The organism is Flavobacterium sp. GNP010 (assembly GCF_056428945.1).
Genome location: NZ_JBWJVK010000001.1, coordinates 101,937 through 120,814 on the forward strand (window position 1 = coordinate 101,937; position 18,878 = coordinate 120,814).

The following is an 18,878-nucleotide window of genomic DNA, read 5'->3' on the forward strand; positions in this document are numbered from 1 at the left end:
TTAGTAATCAGTGATAAACTGAACGCTAAATCCTGAGTACTGAGCACTTTTTTATAAGAGTTTTTAGGATTTAGACCCGTAACCCGTTCCGATTTTTTATAAGATCTCAAAAGATTTTATAACTAGCACTTCAAAAATTTGTTGAAGTTTAGAGAAGTAATCCGAGGTAATCTTTTAGTCGCAAGTCAAATGTCATAAAGTTTTTAAAGTCTCGTATGACTTTCGACCTTAGACTTTCAAACTTTCGACTTAGATGAGAATCAATTTTTTAATTGCAAATAAATCAATAGTAAAAACTATGATGAATAATAGAAATAATAACAATAAAGATAAAAACCCTGTAAAAAGGTTTAATAAAATCTCAATCGGACTTGCTTCTCCTGAATCTATCTTGAAAGAATCAAGAGGTGAAGTGTTAAAGCCGGAAACTATCAACTACAGAACGCACAAACCAGAGCGTGATGGTCTTTTCTGCGAACGTATTTTCGGACCAGTAAAAGATTTTGAATGTGCTTGTGGAAAATATAAAAGAATACGTTACAAAGGAATCATTTGTGACCGTTGTGGTGTTGAAGTTACAGAGAAAAAAGTACGTAGAGACAGAGTAGGTCACATCAATCTTGTTGTGCCAATTGCTCATATCTGGTATTTCCGTTCTCTTCCAAACAAAATTGGTTATATCCTTGGTCTTCCATCTAAGAAATTAGATATGATTATCTACTACGAAAGATACGTAGTAATCCAAGCTGGTATTGCTAAAAATGCGGAAGGTGAATCTTTACAAAGATTAGACTTTTTGACAGAAGAAGAATATTTAAATATTTTAGACACTCTTCCTGCTGACAACCAGTATCTTGATGATTTTGATCCTAATAAATTTGTTGCCAAAATGGGAGCAGAATGTATTATGGATTTATTAGCAAGAATTGATCTTGATGCATTGTCTTACCAATTAAGACACAACGCTAACAATGAAACGTCTAAACAACGTAAAACTGAAGCGTTAAAAAGATTACAAGTTGTTGAATCTTTCCGTGAGTCTAACTTGAACCGTGAGAATCGTCCAGAATGGATGATTATGAAAGTGGTACCAGTTATTCCACCAGAATTACGTCCGCTTGTGCCACTTGATGGAGGTCGTTTTGCAACTTCAGATTTAAATGATTTATATCGTCGTGTAATTATACGTAACAACCGTTTGAAAAGATTAATGGAGATTAAAGCTCCAGAAGTTATCTTAAGAAATGAAAAACGTATGTTGCAGGAATCTGTAGATTCACTTTTCGATAATACGCGTAAAGCATCGGCAGTAAAAACAGAATCAAACAGACCATTAAAATCACTTTCTGACTCGTTGAAAGGTAAGCAAGGTCGTTTCCGTCAAAACTTACTTGGAAAACGTGTGGATTATTCTGCTCGTTCGGTAATTGTTGTTGGACCTGAATTGAAATTGTCTGAATGTGGTATCCCAAAAGATATGGCAGCAGAATTATACAAACCTTTCGTTATCCGTAAATTGATTGAAAGAGGAATTGTAAAAACGGTTAAATCAGCTAAGAAAATAATAGATAAGAAAGAGCCTGTAGTTTGGGATATCCTTGAAAATGTAATTAAAGGACACCCAATATTACTGAATCGTGCTCCTACTTTGCACAGACTAGGTATTCAAGCATTCCAACCAAAATTAATTGAAGGAAAAGCAATCCAATTGCATCCTTTAGTTTGTACTGCATTTAATGCGGATTTTGATGGGGATCAAATGGCAGTTCACTTACCGTTAGGACCAGAAGCAATTTTGGAAGCACAACTATTAATGTTGGGTTCTCACAATATCTTGAATCCTGCAAATGGAGCTCCAATCACGGTACCTTCTCAGGATATGGTTTTGGGTCTATATTATATGACCAAAGAACGTTTATCAACTCCAGAGCTTAAAATTTTAGGAGAAGGAATCACTTTTTATTCTGCTGAAGAAGTAAATATTGCTTTGAATGAAGGTAGATTAGAATTGAATGCTTCTGTGAAAATTAGAGCAAAAGATTTTAATGAAGCAGGTGAGTTGGTTTACCAAATCATTAAAACTACTGCGGGTCGTGTATTATTTAATGAAGTAGTACCAGAAGCAGCTGGATATATCAATGATGTATTGACTAAGAAAAACCTTAGAGATATTATCGGTCACGTTTTAAGTTCAACTGATGTACCTACAACAGCGGCTTTCTTGGATAACATGAAAGACATGGGGTACAAATTTGCCTTCAAAGGTGGTTTGTCATTCTCTCTTGGGGATATTAGAATTCCAGATCAGAAACCTAAATTAATTGCCGACGCAAGAGAGCAAGTAGGAGGTATTTCTGCAAATTATAACATGGGTCTTATTACCAATAACGAGCGTTACAACCAAGTTATTGATGTATGGACTTCAGCAAATGCTCAATTGACAGAGTTAGCAATGAAAAACATTAGAGAAGACCAACAAGGTTTCAACTCAGTGTATATGATGCTTGATTCTGGAGCAAGGGGTTCCAAAGAACAAATTCGTCAGTTAACTGGTATGCGTGGTTTGATGGCTAAGCCAAAAAAATCTACTGCTGGTGGTGGTGAAATTATTGAAAACCCGATTCTTTCTAACTTTAAAGAAGGTCTTTCTATCCTTGAGTATTTTATTTCTACTCACGGTGCGCGTAAAGGACTTGCGGATACGGCATTGAAAACTGCCGATGCAGGATATTTAACAAGAAGATTGCATGATGTATCTCAAGATGTTATTGTTAACATCGAAGATTGTGGTACACTAAGAGGTGTTGAAGTATCAGCATTGAAGAAAAATGAGGAAATTGTTGAATCATTAGGAGAAAGAATCTTAGGACGTGTTGTATTACAGGACGTTGTAAATCCTTTGAATAATGAAGTCTTAATTCAATCTGGACAGCAAATCACTGAAGTTATAATGAAAGCAATTGACGCTTCTCCAATCGAGAAAGTGGAAGTGCGTTCACCATTAACTTGTGAAGCGTTAAAAGGTATTTGTGCAAAATGTTACGGTAGAAATTTAGCTACTGGTAAAATGACACAAAGAGGAGAAGCAGTTGGTGTTATCGCAGCACAATCTATTGGAGAACCAGGTACACAGTTAACACTACGTACATTCCACGTTGGTGGGGTTGCGGGTGGTATTTCTGAGGAATCAAGTATTATTACCAAATTTGCAGGTAAGCTTGAAATCGAAGATTTGAAAACTGTAAAAGGTGAAGATAGCGAAGGCAATTCGGTTGATATTGTTGTATCTCGTTCTACGGAATTGAAATTAATTGATGAAAGAACAGGTATCTTATTAAGTACAAATAATATTCCTTACGGTTCTAGTATTTTCGTTAAAGACGGTCAATCTGTTGCTAAAGGAGATGTAATTTGTAAATGGGATCCATATAATGGAGTTATCGTTTCTGAGTTTACTGGTAAAATTGCTTACGAAGATTTAGAGCAAGGTCAATCATTCATGGTTGAAATTGATGAGCAAACTGGTTTCCAAGAAAAAGTAATTTCTGAATCTAGAGCTAAAAAATTAATTCCTACTTTATTGGTTTACGGTAAAGAAGGCGAACTAATTCGTTCGTATAACTTACCAGTTGGAGCCCACTTGATGGTTGAAAACGGTGAGAAAATTAAAGCAGGTAAAGTATTGGTAAAAATTCCACGTCGTTCTTCTAAATCAGGAGATATTACTGGAGGTTTACCTAGAATTACAGAGTTGTTAGAAGCTCGTAATCCTTCAAACCCAGCTGTTGTTTCTGAAATCGATGGTGTTGTTTCTTTTGGAAAAATCAAAAGAGGTAACCGTGAGATTGTTATCGAATCTAAATTTGGTGACGTTAGAAAATACTTGGTTAAATTATCAAGCCAAATTCTAGTTCAAGAAAATGACTTTGTAAGAGCAGGGGTACCTTTATCTGATGGTGCAATTACTCCAGATGATATTTTAAGAATTCAAGGACCAGCAGCTGTTCAACAGTATTTGGTAAATGAAATTCAAGAAGTATACCGTTTGCAAGGGGTAAAAATCAACGACAAACACTTTGAAGTAGTAATACGTCAAATGATGCGTAAAGTAAGAGTTCAGGATCCAGGTGATACTTTATTCTTAGAAGATCAATTAATTCACACTAAAGATTTTATCGTTCAAAATGATAAATTATACGGTATGAAAGTAGTTGAAGATGCTGGAGATTCTAGTGCATTAAAAGAAGGACAAATTATTACGCCTCGTGAGTTGCGTGATGAAAACTCTTTATTGAAACGTACAGATAAAAATCTTGTTGTAGCTCGTGATGTTGTTACTGCAACAGCAACGCCAGTTTTACAAGGTATTACAAGAGCATCGCTTCAAACTAAATCGTTTATTTCTGCTGCATCTTTCCAAGAAACCACTAAAGTATTGAACGAAGCTGCTGTTGCAGGTAAAATTGATTACTTAGAAGGATTGAAAGAAAATGTAATTGTAGGACATAGAATCCCTGCCGGAACAGGTATGAGAGAATATGACAACACAATTGTAGGTTCGAAAGAAGATTATAATGATATGATGGCTAACAAAGAAGAATATATTTACTAGCCCCACCCCAGCCCTCCCCAAAGGAGAGGGAGGAAATAGGAAAAAAAATTAATATTTATGAGTAATTCTAATCAACAACAAGAGCAAATTAATATTGAGCTAGATGAAAAAATTGCTGAAGGAATTTATTCCAATTTGGCAATAATAAATCACTCTTCATCAGAGTTTGTTTTAGATTTTGTAAGCATTATGCCAGGTATTCCTAAAGCTAAGGTGAAATCAAGAATTGTCTTGACACCGCAACATGCTAAAAGGCTGTTAAAAGCAATAGGAGAAAATATTCATCGTTTTGAAGTCGCTCATGGCGAAATAAAAGACACTGAACAGGCACCAATACCGCTTAATTTTGGTCCGGCAGGACAAGCATAATATTTTTAAAAGGCTCCAGAAATGGAGCCTTTTTTATTTATAGGCTATTTTTGGATGGGAAGAGTAGCTAATTGATTTCACCTTTTGAAATTTTACATAGCCATGATTGGAATGCTTTTATGGTTTTACAAATAAAATCGGAGTTTAAAATACACTTCAGTTTTACCAGTTCAGTCCAAGGATTAACTGTGCTGTTTTTTTAGTTTATGCTTTGTAACTATTTTGAGCTTTACCATTTTTAACTACTTTAAGTTAAAGTGTTTATTAAATACGCCAACATTAACTCATTATTAAATTTTGGTCGTTTATAACAAATTTGTGCTTTAAACGAGTATAATTGTTCTTAATCGAAAATATTTTTTGCTCGTTTATAAATGGTATACTTTCGCTCTTGAAACAGATAAACGTATTCTGGGTTTTATAAAAAACGAATTGTTATGAAATATTTTACTTTAAAAGCTAACACTAAAGGGATTTCAAATCTCTTGATACTGTTCGTTTTTATATTACTGTCAAACATATCTGTATTTGGTCAATCTGCACAAAAGTTAGTGGATGATAGTACGATTGAAGTTAACAGTAATGCAAAAAAAGAAAATGTCTCAGCAGTTTCCACTCAATCAAACAGTATGAATTTTGTTTTATGGTTTATGGGTACTAAACAAGATCCAAACGGTACAATATCTAAAGAAAGTTCAAGTGCAAAAATACAGGTTATAACATCTGGTTCTGCTCCAAACCGTTTGTTAATCAAAGCTTTTTTAAAGAAAGCGGTAGATACAGGCAGTATGGTTTCTTAAGTAGAAATTTATTTTAAAAGGGATATAAAAAAAACGCTAATTGAAAAATTAGCGTTTTTTTGTAACTATTTCAAAAGAATGTGATTTACTCAAATTCTGAAGTAAAAAATAATTTCACATTCGGATATTTATTTTGTGTCATCTGGATTGTAAAGTCAGAATCAGCTAGAAATACTAATTGTCCGTACTTATCATGAGCTAAGAATTTTTGTTTTATTCGTCTAAATTCTTTAAATTCCTCACTTTTGATATCATTAGGCTTTACCCAACACGCTTTGTGTACCGGAAAGTTTTCATACGTACATTTTGCGCCATATTCATGCTCTAAACGGTACTGAATTACCTCATATTGAAGTGCGCCAACCGTTCCAATGACTTTTCTGTTGTTCATTTCCAAAGTAAATAACTGAGCAACACCTTCATCCATCAACTGATCGACTCCTTTATCCAATTGCTTGGCTTTCATTGGATCGGCATTATTGATGTATCGGAAATGTTCTGGAGAAAAACTTGGAATTCCTTTGAAACTCATGATTTCTCCCTCGGTCAACGTATCCCCAATTTTGAAATTTCCAGTGTCATGTAAGCCAACAATATCACCAGGATACGATATATCTACAATTTCTTTCTTTTCAGCAAAAAAAGCATTTGGACTAGAAAATTTTAAGTTTTTCTTTTGACGCACGTGATAATACGGTTTGTTTCTTTCAAAAGTTCCAGAGACAATTTTTATAAAAGCTAAACGGTCTCGATGTTTTGGATCCATATTGGCGTGGATTTTAAAAACAAATCCAGACATTTTCTCCTCTTTCGGATCTACTAATCGTGTTTCTGAATCTTTGGGTCTTGGTGACGGAGCAATTTGAACAAAACAATCCAATAATTCTCTAACTCCAAAATTGTTCAATGCAGAACCAAAAAATACAGGTTGTAGTTTTCCGTCTAAATAATCTTGACGATCAAATTTTGGGTATACTTCGTCTATTAATTCTAATTCTTCACGCAATCTATCGGCTGGTTTTTGACCAATTATTTTCTCTAATTCAGGATTTTGAACATCGGAGAAAGCAATCGTTTCTTCAATGTTTTTACGGCTGTCGCCACTAAATAAGTTTATGTTTTGTTCCCAAAGGTTGTAAATTCCTTGAAAGTCATACCCCATTCCTATTGGGAAACTCAATGGAGTAACCGTTAAACCCAGTTTTTGTTCCACTTCGTCCATCAAGTCAAAAGCGTCTTTTCCTTCTCGGTCTAATTTGTTGATAAATACAATAATTGGGATTTTTCGCATTCTACAAACCGCAACTAATTTCTCTGTTTGTTCCTCGACACCTTTTGCCACATCAATTACAACAATAACGCTATCGACAGCAGTTAAGGTTCTAAAAGTATCCTCTGCAAAATCTTTGTGTCCCGGCGTATCGAGAATATTTATTTTTTTGTCTTTATAATTGAATGCTAAAACCGAAGTGGAAACCGAAATACCTCTCTGGCGTTCAATTTCCATAAAGTCACTGGTAGCACCTTTTTTAATTTTATTATTTTTTACAGCACCTGCTTCTTGAATCGCACCACCAAAAAGGAGGAGTTTCTCTGTAAGTGTTGTTTTTCCGGCATCAGGATGTGAGATAATCCCGAAAGTTCTTCTGCGTTGTATTTCTTCTAAAAAGCCCATATTTGTATAAATAGTTTGCAAAAGTACTATTTATATATGCCAATTAAAAAAATTGTAACCGCTAATTGGAGTAGTTGGATTTTGAAGTTGCAATTCATAGGATTGTAATTCAATATTAGAAATGTGATGATTTAATAAATGATAAAAAAGAAGGCCATCTTTTCACACAGCCTCGATGATCTTTACTTGTTACATATTGATTGACCAAATAGACTATCAATTGTACACACTTTTAAATAAGAAATGAAAGTAACCGTTAGTATTTGAGATTTTAATTTTTTTTCCAATATTCATTTTGTTTATACTTTAACAATCGAATATTCGAATAAACAAATGCGTTTATAATTTTTTGTTAATAGTAAGATGGAAACTTGTATTATGTAATTGAATTGCTATTTTTGTTCGTTTTAAATTTAAAGAATACTTAAGAATTGTATTGTAAAATTTCAATTCAGTTGTTGATTCTTAAAGTGTATATTTGCCAAAATTAATCAGGCAGCTATCAAAAGGTTTAAGAACAATAGAATAAGTACCTTTTTACGACAAATAGAAATTAGAATAATGCCAATAAATAAAACAGAAATGAAATCCATTAATAATAGAATTGTATTTACTTTTTTTCTTTTACTTTTTACATGTGTTACAATAAGTGCGCAAGAAATTATTAAGGACTCTGTGATTGTTCCAATCAAGAAAATACAATCAACTGGTAAACAAAAAATAGATGGTGTCATTGCTACTGTTGGAGATTACATCATATTAGATTCAGATATTGACAAATCGTATCTTGAAATTTCAGCGGGAGGCGGATCTGTAAAAGATATTACAAGATGCCAAATGTTAGGGAAGTTATTAGAAGACAAATTGTACGCACATCAAGCCATTCAGGACAGTATTGTAGTTACTGATGCAGAAGTGAAGGGTATGATGGAAGACCGATTGAGTTATATGGTAGAGCAAATTGGTTCTTTAGATAAAGTTGTGAAGTATTACAAGAAGGATTCTGAAGAGGAATTTAGAACGTACTTCTCAGATATTTTGAAAGAAGGTAAGTTGAGTTCAGAAATGCAAAAGAAAATTGTAGATGGTGTAGAAATCACTCCAGAAGAAGTTCGAAATTATTTCAAAAAAATACCAGCAGCAGATTTACCCTTTTTTGGTGTTGAATTAGAAGTAGCTCAAATTGTTGTTACTCCAAAAGTTTCCGATGCCGACAAGCAAAAAGTAATTGATAAACTAAATGGTTTCAAAAAGGAAATTGAGGAAGGTTCTAGCTTTTCTACAAAAGCAGTTTTGTATACCCAGGATCCTGCCTCAAGGTCAAATGGAGGTTTCTACAAGATGAATCGCAAGACACCTTTTGTAAAGGAATTTAAAGATGTCGCTTTCAGTCTTGCAGAAGGAGAAATTTCGGCGCCATTTGAAACAATTTTTGGTTATCATATCATTTTAGTTGAAAAAATCAAAGGGCAAGAAATAGAATTACGTCATATATTGTTGAGTCCAACAGTAACGGACGCGGCACTAACTGAGGCCAAAGAAAAAATTACGTTGATTAAAAAAAGAATTGAAGATAAGGAAATCACTTTTGCGGAAGCAGCAAGAACCTTATCGGATGAAAAAGAAACAAGAGCAAATGGTGGAGCATTAATCAATCCACAAACCCAAGACACGCGTTTTGAATTGACCAAAATGGATCCTACTTTTTACAGCCAAGTTTCCAATTTGAAAGAGGGTGAAGTTTCGGCTCCAATATTGGATCAAGGTGAAGAAGGTAAGAAGAAATTTAAAATAGTTACTGTAACTAATCGAATTGATGAACATGCAGCGGACTATGCGAAGGATTACATCAAAATCAAAGAATTAGCGCTAACCCAAAAGAAGATTTCGACTATTGGAAAATGGTTTGACGAAAAAATTAAAGAAACATACATCAAAATCATCGGAGAATATAGAGATTGTGCTTTTACTAACAATTGGTTAAAAAAATAGATTCGCAAATTGTTTTAGAGCTTAGAATTAAGAATAAAATATTTTCGATAAACAAATAAAAGAGTTAGTTTTATGTTTTCATAAAGCTAACTCTTTTTAATTTTAAACATACTCATTACATGTCAGACGTAGCAGCAATTCATAACTTAGTTCAAAAACGAAACGAATTAAAGACAGAAATAGCCAAAATCATTGTGGGTCAAGATGCGGTTGTAGACCAGATTTTGCTTTGCATCTTTTCTGGAGGTCACGCATTATTAGTTGGAGTTCCAGGATTGGCCAAAACACTATTGGTAAATACACTTTCGCAGGCGTTAGGACTTAATTTCAAGCGAATTCAATTTACGCCAGATTTGATGCCGTCGGATATTCTTGGAAGTGAAATATTGGATGAAAATCGTCATTTTAAATTTATAAAAGGGCCTATTTTTTCGAATATTATTCTTGCAGATGAGATCAATAGAACACCACCAAAAACACAAGCCGCACTACTGGAAGCGATGCAGGAACGTTCGGTAACGATTGCGGGTGAAAACCACAAACTAGACTTGCCGTATTTTGTGCTAGCTACTCAAAATCCTATTGAGCAAGAAGGAACGTATCCTTTGCCAGAAGCACAATTAGATCGATTTATGTTTGCTATTAAACTAGGATATCCTTCGTTTTTAGAAGAAGTTCAAGTGGTAAAGCAAACCACTTCGGATATAAAAAATACGATAAACCCATTGTTTACCGCTCAGGAAATAATTGATTTTCAACAGTTGATTCGTAGAATCCCAGTTGCAGATAATGTAATTGAATACGCGGTAACACTGGTTAGCAAAACCCGTCCGGATAATCCGTTGTCTAATGAGTTTGTAAAAAATTATTTAGATTGGGGAGCGGGACCTCGAGCTTCTCAAAATTTAATTTTAGCTGCCAAAGCCAATGCTGCTTTTAAAGGTAAATTTTCACCAGATATCGAAGATGTGAAAGCAGTAGCCATTGGAATATTGCGTCATAGAATCATAAAAAACTACAAAGCAGATGCTGAAGGCATTACTGAAGAAATGATTATTGAAAAATTGTTTTAAAAATTGTTTTAAAAATTTCGACTTGCTTTACAAGTTTTTTGTCCCAACTATAACGATTTCTTAGTCGTCGTTCTTTTTGTTTTTCAAAAATGAAGCTGTTGTAAATAATTTAGTATGGATTAAGCAGTATTGTGTTAATTTTTTAAAATTTTATCAATTATACGCATCAAAAATCAGTATTAGGTAATAATATGTTTTCAAATCACTGCATCCCCTAAATTTTTTTAAATATCATTTGAAATAACTAAATTTGCGAGATAAATAAAAATTGAGCTATTTTGGCTTTTATTTTTGTGTGAATCAAAGCAATTAGCCACTAACATTGAAAAAAATCTATTATGAGCATGTATAGCGATTATTTAAGAGAAATCGAAGAAAGAAAAGGGCAGGGATTACATCCAAAACCTATTGATGGTGCTGAATTACTAAGCGAAATCATTACACAGATAAAAGATATTGAAAACGCCGATCGTGCCGAATCATTACATTTTTTCATTTACAATACCGTGCCGGGTACTACACCTGCAGCTGGTGCTAAAGCAGTTTTTTTAAAGGAAATTATTCAAGGAATAGCAGTAGTTAATGAAATTACTCCCGCTTTTGCATTTGAATTATTATCACACATGAAAGGGGGACCTTCTATTAAAGTTTTATTAGATTTAGCTTTAGGAGACCATATCGAAATTGCCAAGCAGGCTGCTGAGGTGCTGAAAACACAGTTTTTTCTATATGAAGCAGATACGAATCGCTTAGAAGAAGCCTATAAAAATGGAAATACAATTGCTACAACTATTTTAGAAAGTTATGCTAAAGCGGAGTTTTTTACAAAGCTTCCAGAAGTAGTTGAAGAAATAAAAGTAGTAACATATATTGCTGGCGAAGGAGATATTTCAACAGATTTATTGTCGCCTGGTAACCAAGCGCACTCTCGGTCAGATCGTGAACTTCATGGAAAATGCTTGATTTCTCCAGCTGCACAAGACGAAATCCAAGCCCTGCAAGCGCAACATCCTGATAAAAGTGTGATGCTTATTGCTGAAAAAGGAACTATGGGCGTAGGTTCATCAAGAATGTCAGGTGTGAATAATGTGGCGCTTTGGACCGGTAAAAAAGCAAGTCCGTACGTTCCGTTTATAAATATTGCGCCTATTGTAGCAGGAACAAACGGAATTTCACCAATATTCCTTACTACTGTTGATGTAACGGGCGGTATTGGTCTAGATCTTAAAAACTGGGTAAAAAAGTTAGATCAAAATGGGGATCCAATTCGTAACGAAAGTGGCGATGTTGTGCTGGAAGAAGCCTATTCGGTTGCTACTGGAACGGTATTAACCATCAATACCAAAACAAAAAAATTATACAATGGCGATACAGAATTAATCGATATTGCTAAAGCATTTACTCCTCAAAAAATGGAGTTCATTAAAGCTGGAGGATCGTATGCGATTGTTTTTGGAAAAAAATTACAAACTTTTGCTTCTAGAACATTAGGAATCGCAATTGTTCCCGTTTTTGCTACATCAAAAGAAGTTTCTGTTGAAGGACAAGGATTGACGGCAGTTGAAAAAATATTTAATAAAAACGCAGTTGGGAATACGCCAGGAAAAGTGCTTCATGCAGGTTCTGACGTTCGTGTTACCGTAAACATCGTAGGGTCTCAAGACACGACTGGTTTAATGACTTCTCAAGAATTAGAGTCGATGGCAGCAACTGTGATTTCACCTATTGTTGATGGTGCTTACCAGTCCGGTTGTCATACTGCATCAGTTTGGGACAATAAATCGAAAGCGAATATTCCAAGATTGATGAAGTTTATGAATGATTTTGGTTTAATTACGGCTCGGGATCCAAAAGGGGAATATCACGCCATGACCGATGTTATTCACAAAGTTTTAAATGATATTACTGTAGATGAGTGGGCTATCATTATTGGTGGTGACTCGCATACTAGAATGTCAAAAGGAGTTGCATTTGGTGCAGATTCCGGTACCGTTGCGCTAGCACTTGCTACTGGAGAAGCGTCTATGCCAATTCCAGAATCAGTAAAAGTGACGTTTAAAGGCGACATGAAAAATTACATGGATTTCCGTGATGTTGTTCATGCTACGCAATCTCAAATGTTGAAACAATTTGGCGGAGAAAATGTATTTCAGGGTCGAATTATCGAAGTGCACTTAGGAACACTTACTGCAGATCAAGCCTTTACCTTTACGGACTGGACAGCTGAGATGAAAGCGAAAGCTTCGATTTGTATTTCTGAAGACGATACTTTAATCAAATCGTTAGAAATTGCGCAAGGAAGAATCCAGATCATGATCGATAAAGGTATGGATAACGAAAAGCAAGTTCTAAAAGGATTGATTGCGATTGCCAATAATAGAATTGAAGAAATTAAGTCAGGTACTAAACCAGCTTTGACTCCTGATGCCAATGCAAAATATTTTGCCGAAGTAGTTATTGATTTAGATATCGTTGCTGAACCTATGATTGCAGATCCAGACGTAAACAATGCAGATGTTTCTAAGCGTTACACGCACGATACGATTCGTCCGCTTTCTTTTTACGGCGGTGTGAAAAAAGTAGATCTTGGTTTTGTAGGATCTTGTATGGTACACAAAGGCGATTTGAAGATTTTATCTCAAATGCTAAAAAATATAGACGAACAATACGGTAAAGTAGAGTTTAAAGCACCGCTAGTGGTAGCACCGCCAACCTACAACATCGTAGACGAATTGAAAGCAGAGGGAGATTGGGAAGTGTTACAAAAATACTCTGGATTCGAATTTGATGATAATGCTCCAAAAGGCGTTGCACGTACTGGATATGAAAATATTCTGTATCTAGAGCGTCCTGGTTGTAATTTATGTATGGGTAACCAAGAAAAAGCAGCCAAAGGAGATACGGTGATGGCAACCTCTACGCGTCTTTTTCAAGGAAGAGTTGTTGAAGATTCAGAGGGTAAAAAAGGAGAATCCTTGCTTTCATCAACACCAGTTGTGGTACTTTCTACCATTTTAGGGAGAACGCCAACGATTGAAGAATACAAAGCTGCCGTGAAAGGAATTAACCTAACTCAGTTTGCGCCTTCTCACAAATTATTGGCAAATTAGCAAAATAGTAAAATAAATAATTCTAAAAGCCTAAGTCTGTATAAAAGACTTAGGCTTTTTTTATGAGTATGCCTTCTCTATTTTTTGTACCTTGTAATGATTCAATAATTACTAACGTGTAGCAACAAAAAACAATTTGATATGGCTTTTGATATAGAAATGATTCGAAAAGTGTACGACAACATGACCACTTGTGTAGATAAAGCACGCGAAATAGTTGGGCGTCCGCTTACGCTAACAGAGAAAATTTTATACAACCACCTTTGGGATGGAATGCCAACTGAAGCTTTTATGCGAGGTGCAGATTATGTAGATTTTGCTCCAGATAGAGTGGCGTGCCAAGATGCAACGGCTCAAATGGCCTTATTGCAATTTATGCATGCAGGAAAATCTAAAGTGGCAGTTCCTACAACAGTGCATTGCGATCACTTGATTCAGGCCAAAGTGAATGCAGTCACTGATTTGGCTAGAGCCAAAACTCAAAGCAACGAAGTGTTTGAATTCCTTTCTTCCGTTTCTAATAAATACGGAATTGGTTTCTGGAAACCAGGCGCCGGAATTATTCATCAGGTGGTGTTAGAGAATTATGCTTTTCCAGGCGGAATGATGATCGGTACCGACTCCCATACTGTAAATGCAGGTGGTTTAGGAATGGTAGCTATTGGTGTTGGTGGTGCTGATGCGGTAGATGTTATGTCAGGAATGGCGTGGGAATTAAAGTTTCCTAAATTAATTGGAGTAAAATTAACGGGTAAACTATCGGGGTGGACTGCTCCAAAAGATGTAATTCTTAAAGTTGCTGGAATTCTTACCGTAAAAGGAGGAACAGGCGCTATTGTTGAATATTTTGGCGAAGGCGCAACCGCTATGTCTTGCACAGGAAAAGGAACAATCTGTAATATGGGTGCCGAAATTGGCGCAACGACTTCTACTTTTGGTTATGATGCATCTATGAGTAGGTATTTGCGTTCTACAGATAGAGCTGATGTTGCAGATGCTGCAGATAAAATTGCATCGTATTTAACTGGCGACGCTGCCGTATATGAAAACCCAGAGCTGTATTTTGATCAAGTAATCGAAATCAATTTAGACGAATTAGAACCACATTTAAATGGTCCTTTTACGCCAGATCTAGCAACGCCAATTTCAAAAGTAAAAGAGGAAGCCCTCAAAAACAATTGGCCTTTAAAAATTGAAGTAGCTTTAATTGGCTCTTGCACCAATTCATCCTACGAGGATATTGCGCGAGCGGCTTCTATCGCAAAACAAGTTACCGATAAAAATTTAAAAATAAAATCCCAATTTACCATTACACCAGGTTCTGAAATGGTTCGCTACACCATAGAACGTGACGGATTTATTGATGTTTTCGACAAAATGGGAGCAACTGTTTTTGCAAATGCTTGTGGACCATGTATCGGAATGTGGGATCGTGAAGGCGCAGACAAGGAAGAACGCAATACAATCGTACATTCATTCAATAGAAACTTCTCAAAAAGAGCTGACGGGAACCCTAATACGTTGGCTTTTGTAGGTTCGCCAGAACTAGTTACTGCTTTAGCCATAGCAGGAGATTTAAGTTTTAATCCATTAACAGATACATTAATAAATGAAAATGGAGATGAGGTAAAACTGGATGCACCATCAGGCGACGAATTACCACCAAAAGGATTTGATGTTGAAGATCCTGGATTTCAAGCACCAGCTGCAGACGGTTCTGGAATTCAAGTTTCAGTAAGTGACACGTCAGAGCGCTTGCAATTATTAGCGCCATTCTTACCTTGGGACGGGAAAAATATTTTGGGAGCTAGAGTATTGATCAAAGCATTTGGGAAATGTACCACAGATCACATTTCAATGGCAGGTCCGTGGTTGCGCTTCCGTGGGCATTTAGATAATATTTCTAATAATATGTTAATCGGAGCCATTAATGCCTTTAATCAAAAAACAAATTCTGTTAAAAATCAACTTACCGGCACCTACGATGCGGTTCCTGCTGTTGCGCGCGCCTATAAAGCGGCCGGAGTTCCTTCTATTGTTGTTGGCGATCACAATTACGGTGAAGGATCATCTCGAGAACATGCCGCCATGGAGCCTCGTTTTTTAGGTGTCAAAGCCGTTTTGGTCAAGTCATTTGCACGGATCCATGAAACCAATCTAAAAAAACAAGGCTTGCTGGGATTGACGTTTGCAACAGAATCTGATTACGATAAAATTCAAGAAGATGACACGATCAATTTTATAGATTTAGTCGATTTTGCTCTAGGAAAACCACTAACATTAGAGTTCGTGCATACTGATGGGACTACAGATAGTATTTTGGCAAATCATACCTATAACGAGGGTCAAATAGGTTGGTTTGTTGCCGGTTCTGCCTTAAATTTAATCGCAGCAGCGGGAAACGCATAAACCAAGCCAGCTATTTTATACTCAAAACGCCTTAGGAAACTAGGGCGTTTTTCTATGTATGGTTCCTATTTTTCTAAGGAGCTATTTCCTGCTGAGCGTTTCAAGCTTTTTCATCCAATTGCTTTTTTCCAGCGCATAAAGGAGCTTTTTTCAGTCGCTCTTTATACTCAGGAAAAAAATAGCAATTGGATTTCAAAAGGCTTTTCACTTTCATCAGGGCTAAAAAGAAAGGAATAAAAATGACGTTTTGATAGACCTCAAAAGCCAATGCCTACAGTTGCTTTTGACCGTAAAATCATCGATAAAAGTCAAAAAAAAGCGTTAAAGTTTGTTTTTTGAGCGTTAAAATTTGAAAAAGTCTGGGTATTTTTGAATAAATGATATATATTAGCTTTTTAAATAAAATAATTGTCAGAAGAGTATCGGATAAATTTATTCCCATCTTCTCTCTCAAATTTTATTTCAAAAGCAATAATCCAGTCGGAAAATAGTGCTTTATTATTTCAACTGCTAATGTATTTGAAATAGAAAATCAATCAGAATTTAAAATGGACACATTCCGAATTTCTTTTTTTTGAAAGAGATTAGGAACATTTTTACAATTTTTTAAAAAGAAAAGTAAAAAAGCAAAACCAGAGCGAGATTTAATAATTATATCCCGAAATCGCTGTGTAGAATAAAAATGGGGTAAGTAATTTGAAATAGATGAATATGAGTTTAAGATTAATTGTAACATTGTTTGTATTAAATAGTATCGTTCTTTTTTCACAGGAGAAAACCACTAAACACACTATCGCAAAAGGAGAAACAATTTCAAGTATTGCAGAGAAATATGACGTAAAACAGAGTGCTATTTTTAAATTAAATCCAAAATCAAAAAATCTTTTAAAACTCAATTCCATTTTATTAATTCCAGTTGCCGCTTCAAAAAAGTCCAATGTAAAATCTAAAATTGCAACAAATTATACCAGTAAAGAGCATGAAGTTTTAGCCAAAGAAACACCATACGGAATTGCTAAACGATACGGAATCTCGCTGAAAGAATTAAACGAAGTCAATCCAACATTAGAAGCCACTGGATTAAAAATAGGTCAAAAAATTATACTTCCGGCTCAAGCATCTTCACCTGAAATAGCAGTTGCCGCAAAGTTTACTGAAACAGGAAATTTCACTGCAGAGCAAACTACAATTGCCGTTTTGCCTAAAGAATCCAAGTATTCAATCGCCAGAAAATACGGAATTACAGTAAAAGAATTAGATAGAGCCAACCCAACAATAGGAACTAAAGCACTTCGAGTTGGTCAAAAAATAACAATTCCAGGAAATGGAAATCTATCGAGTGAAACAATTGTTGCTGCTTCAGAAAATAAAGAAGTGTCAACTCCAGAAATGGTAGTTGTTGCTGAACCAGTCAAAGAAGTATCAAAATCAGAAGAGGCAGTAGTTTTAGAACAAAAAACAGAGCTGTTTCAACCAAAAATCATTGCTATTACTGATGTAAAAGAAACCGAGACTGAACCTTCCGGTATTGTAACTCGGGAAGTTTTACCAAAAGAAACTAAATACGGTATTGCTAAACAATATGGACTAACGGTAAAAGAACTAGAAAATCAAAATCCAACCGTTAAAAACGGACTTCGCGTAGGAGATAAACTAAGCATTCGTGCTAATAATGAGCCCATACAAAATAATGTAATTGTTAGCGCAGATCAAATAAATGCCGCTCCTATTGAGAATACTAAAATTGATTTTAACAATGGATTAAAACCAACATTTAATCACGATTTTCTGGATCAATTGATTCAGCGGGCTTCAGAAAATATAGGAACTCGATACCGATCTGGAGGAACTTCAAAAGCAGGATTTGATTGCTCAGGTCTTATGTGTTCGACTTTTGAAGCTTTTGACATAAAATTACCAAGGACATCGAGAGAACAATCAAGTATTGGTACAAGAATTAATACTGAAGAAGCTCAAAAAGGAGATCTTATATTTTTTAAAACAAACGGCCGAAGCCAAATTAATCACGTAGGTATGGTGGTTGAAGTTTGTGAGGGAGAAATAAAATTCATTCACTCTTCGGTTAGCAACGGTGTGATTATTTCGTCTACTAAAGAAAAGTATTACGAGAAAAATTTCTCTCAAATCAATAGAGTATTACAATAATTTGGTGCCTTGCCTTCCGTATTATTGCAAACGCTTCAACTACTGAAGCGTTTTTTATTACTACTAAATTTTTATTTCACCTGAATTCCCACCTACTAAATTGGTGCCAGTGACTACAGAGGCTGCCATTTTTAGAAAATTGATCATTTGATTGCCATCAACGTCCCAAAAATAGGCACTAGTCGGTTTGACTTTAATGACGGATACGTTGGGGTCTTTTTTTCCTTCCTTAAACCAAATGTTCACTACAGGAGTCCACAACTCTTCAATTTTTGCTGGATCAGTATTGATGCTGGCTTCACCATTTACTACCATATAACTCCCTTTTCCAGGATGGGCAAAAAATAGTTGAACAGCAGCATCGTGTTCTATTTCTTTATTCTTGTCGCTATTTTTCTCACTAAAAAACCAAATGTTTCCCTCGTCACATACATCAACTACACCCATTGGTCTTGCAGTCGCTCCATCATTCTTTTCCAGATTAGTACAAAAAAGACAGGTATTGATATCTTTAACAAGGCTCTTAAGTTTGTCTACTCCTTCAACTGTATATTCATTTTTTGTATCGCTCATAATCCTAGTTTTATATGAATTGAATTTTGCTGTTTTGTTTTACAAAGATGGTCAACAAAGGCGCGAATCGCATTATACAATTAAGAAGAAAAGTTTCAT

Annotated in this window: 10 protein-coding genes; 8 read left to right on the plus strand and 2 right to left on the minus strand. The window is 35.3% G+C overall.

The window, feature by feature from the left end:
• The first annotated feature begins 298 nt into the window (after positions 1 to 298).
• The 3 genes from rpoC (at position 299) to AC061C_RS00510 (ending at position 5,781) form a co-directional block, all read left to right on the plus strand.
• Positions 299 to 4,612 carry a DNA-directed RNA polymerase subunit beta' gene (gene rpoC / locus AC061C_RS00500; protein ID WP_417985259.1) on the plus strand — a complete coding sequence of 1,438 codons (4,314 nt, stop codon included), beginning with the start codon at positions 299 to 301 and terminating at the stop codon, positions 4,610 to 4,612.
• A 57-nt stretch (positions 4,613 to 4,669) separates the two neighbouring features.
• Positions 4,670 to 4,981 carry a DUF3467 domain-containing protein gene (locus AC061C_RS00505; RefSeq protein ID WP_073354716.1) on the plus strand — a complete coding sequence of 104 codons (312 nt, stop codon included), beginning with the start codon at positions 4,670 to 4,672 and terminating at the stop codon, positions 4,979 to 4,981.
• A gap of 437 nt (positions 4,982 to 5,418) precedes the next feature.
• Complete coding sequence (locus AC061C_RS00510; protein WP_478289573.1) at positions 5,419 to 5,781, plus strand: hypothetical protein; 363 nt, start codon at positions 5,419 to 5,421, stop codon at positions 5,779 to 5,781.
• An 85-nt stretch (positions 5,782 to 5,866) separates the two neighbouring features.
• Here the strand turns inward: AC061C_RS00510 and AC061C_RS00515 are convergent, their stop codons facing one another.
• Positions 5,867 to 7,456, minus strand: a complete 1,590-nt coding sequence (locus AC061C_RS00515) for a peptide chain release factor 3 (protein WP_478289607.1) — start codon at positions 7,454 to 7,456, stop codon at positions 5,867 to 5,869.
• Positions 7,457 to 8,038: 582 nt separating this feature from the next.
• Between AC061C_RS00515 and AC061C_RS00520 the strand changes: the two genes are divergently transcribed.
• The 5 genes from AC061C_RS00520 (at position 8,039) to AC061C_RS00540 (ending at position 18,206) form a co-directional block, all read left to right on the plus strand.
• Entirely contained in the window at positions 8,039 to 9,448 is a 1,410-nt protein-coding gene (locus AC061C_RS00520) for a peptidylprolyl isomerase (protein WP_478289574.1), read from the plus strand.
• Positions 9,449 to 9,567: 119 nt separating this feature from the next.
• The gene (locus AC061C_RS00525; protein WP_309759348.1) at positions 9,568 to 10,521 is read left to right on the plus strand and encodes an AAA family ATPase; all 954 of its coding nucleotides are present in this window, start codon (positions 9,568 to 9,570) and stop codon (positions 10,519 to 10,521) included.
• Positions 10,522 to 10,859: 338 nt separating this feature from the next.
• Positions 10,860 to 13,631 (plus strand): bifunctional aconitate hydratase 2/2-methylisocitrate dehydratase, encoded by a 2,772-nt coding sequence (locus AC061C_RS00530; RefSeq protein ID WP_478289575.1) that lies wholly within the window; start codon positions 10,860 to 10,862, stop codon positions 13,629 to 13,631.
• Positions 13,632 to 13,772: 141 nt separating this feature from the next.
• Positions 13,773 to 16,040: an aconitate hydratase gene (locus tag AC061C_RS00535; RefSeq protein ID WP_478289576.1), complete on the plus strand. Its 2,268-nt coding sequence runs from the start codon at positions 13,773 to 13,775 to the stop codon at positions 16,038 to 16,040.
• 711 nt (positions 16,041 to 16,751) lie between these two features.
• Positions 16,752 to 18,206, plus strand: coding sequence for a LysM peptidoglycan-binding domain-containing protein (locus tag AC061C_RS00540; protein ID WP_478289577.1), 1,455 nt, complete (start codon positions 16,752 to 16,754; stop codon positions 18,204 to 18,206).
• Between the two features lie 63 nt (positions 18,207 to 18,269).
• Here the strand turns inward: AC061C_RS00540 and AC061C_RS00545 are convergent, their stop codons facing one another.
• Positions 18,270 to 18,779, minus strand: coding sequence for a pyridoxamine 5'-phosphate oxidase family protein (locus AC061C_RS00545; RefSeq protein WP_309755710.1), 510 nt, complete (start codon positions 18,777 to 18,779; stop codon positions 18,270 to 18,272).
• Between the last annotated feature and the right edge of the window lie 99 nt (positions 18,780 to 18,878).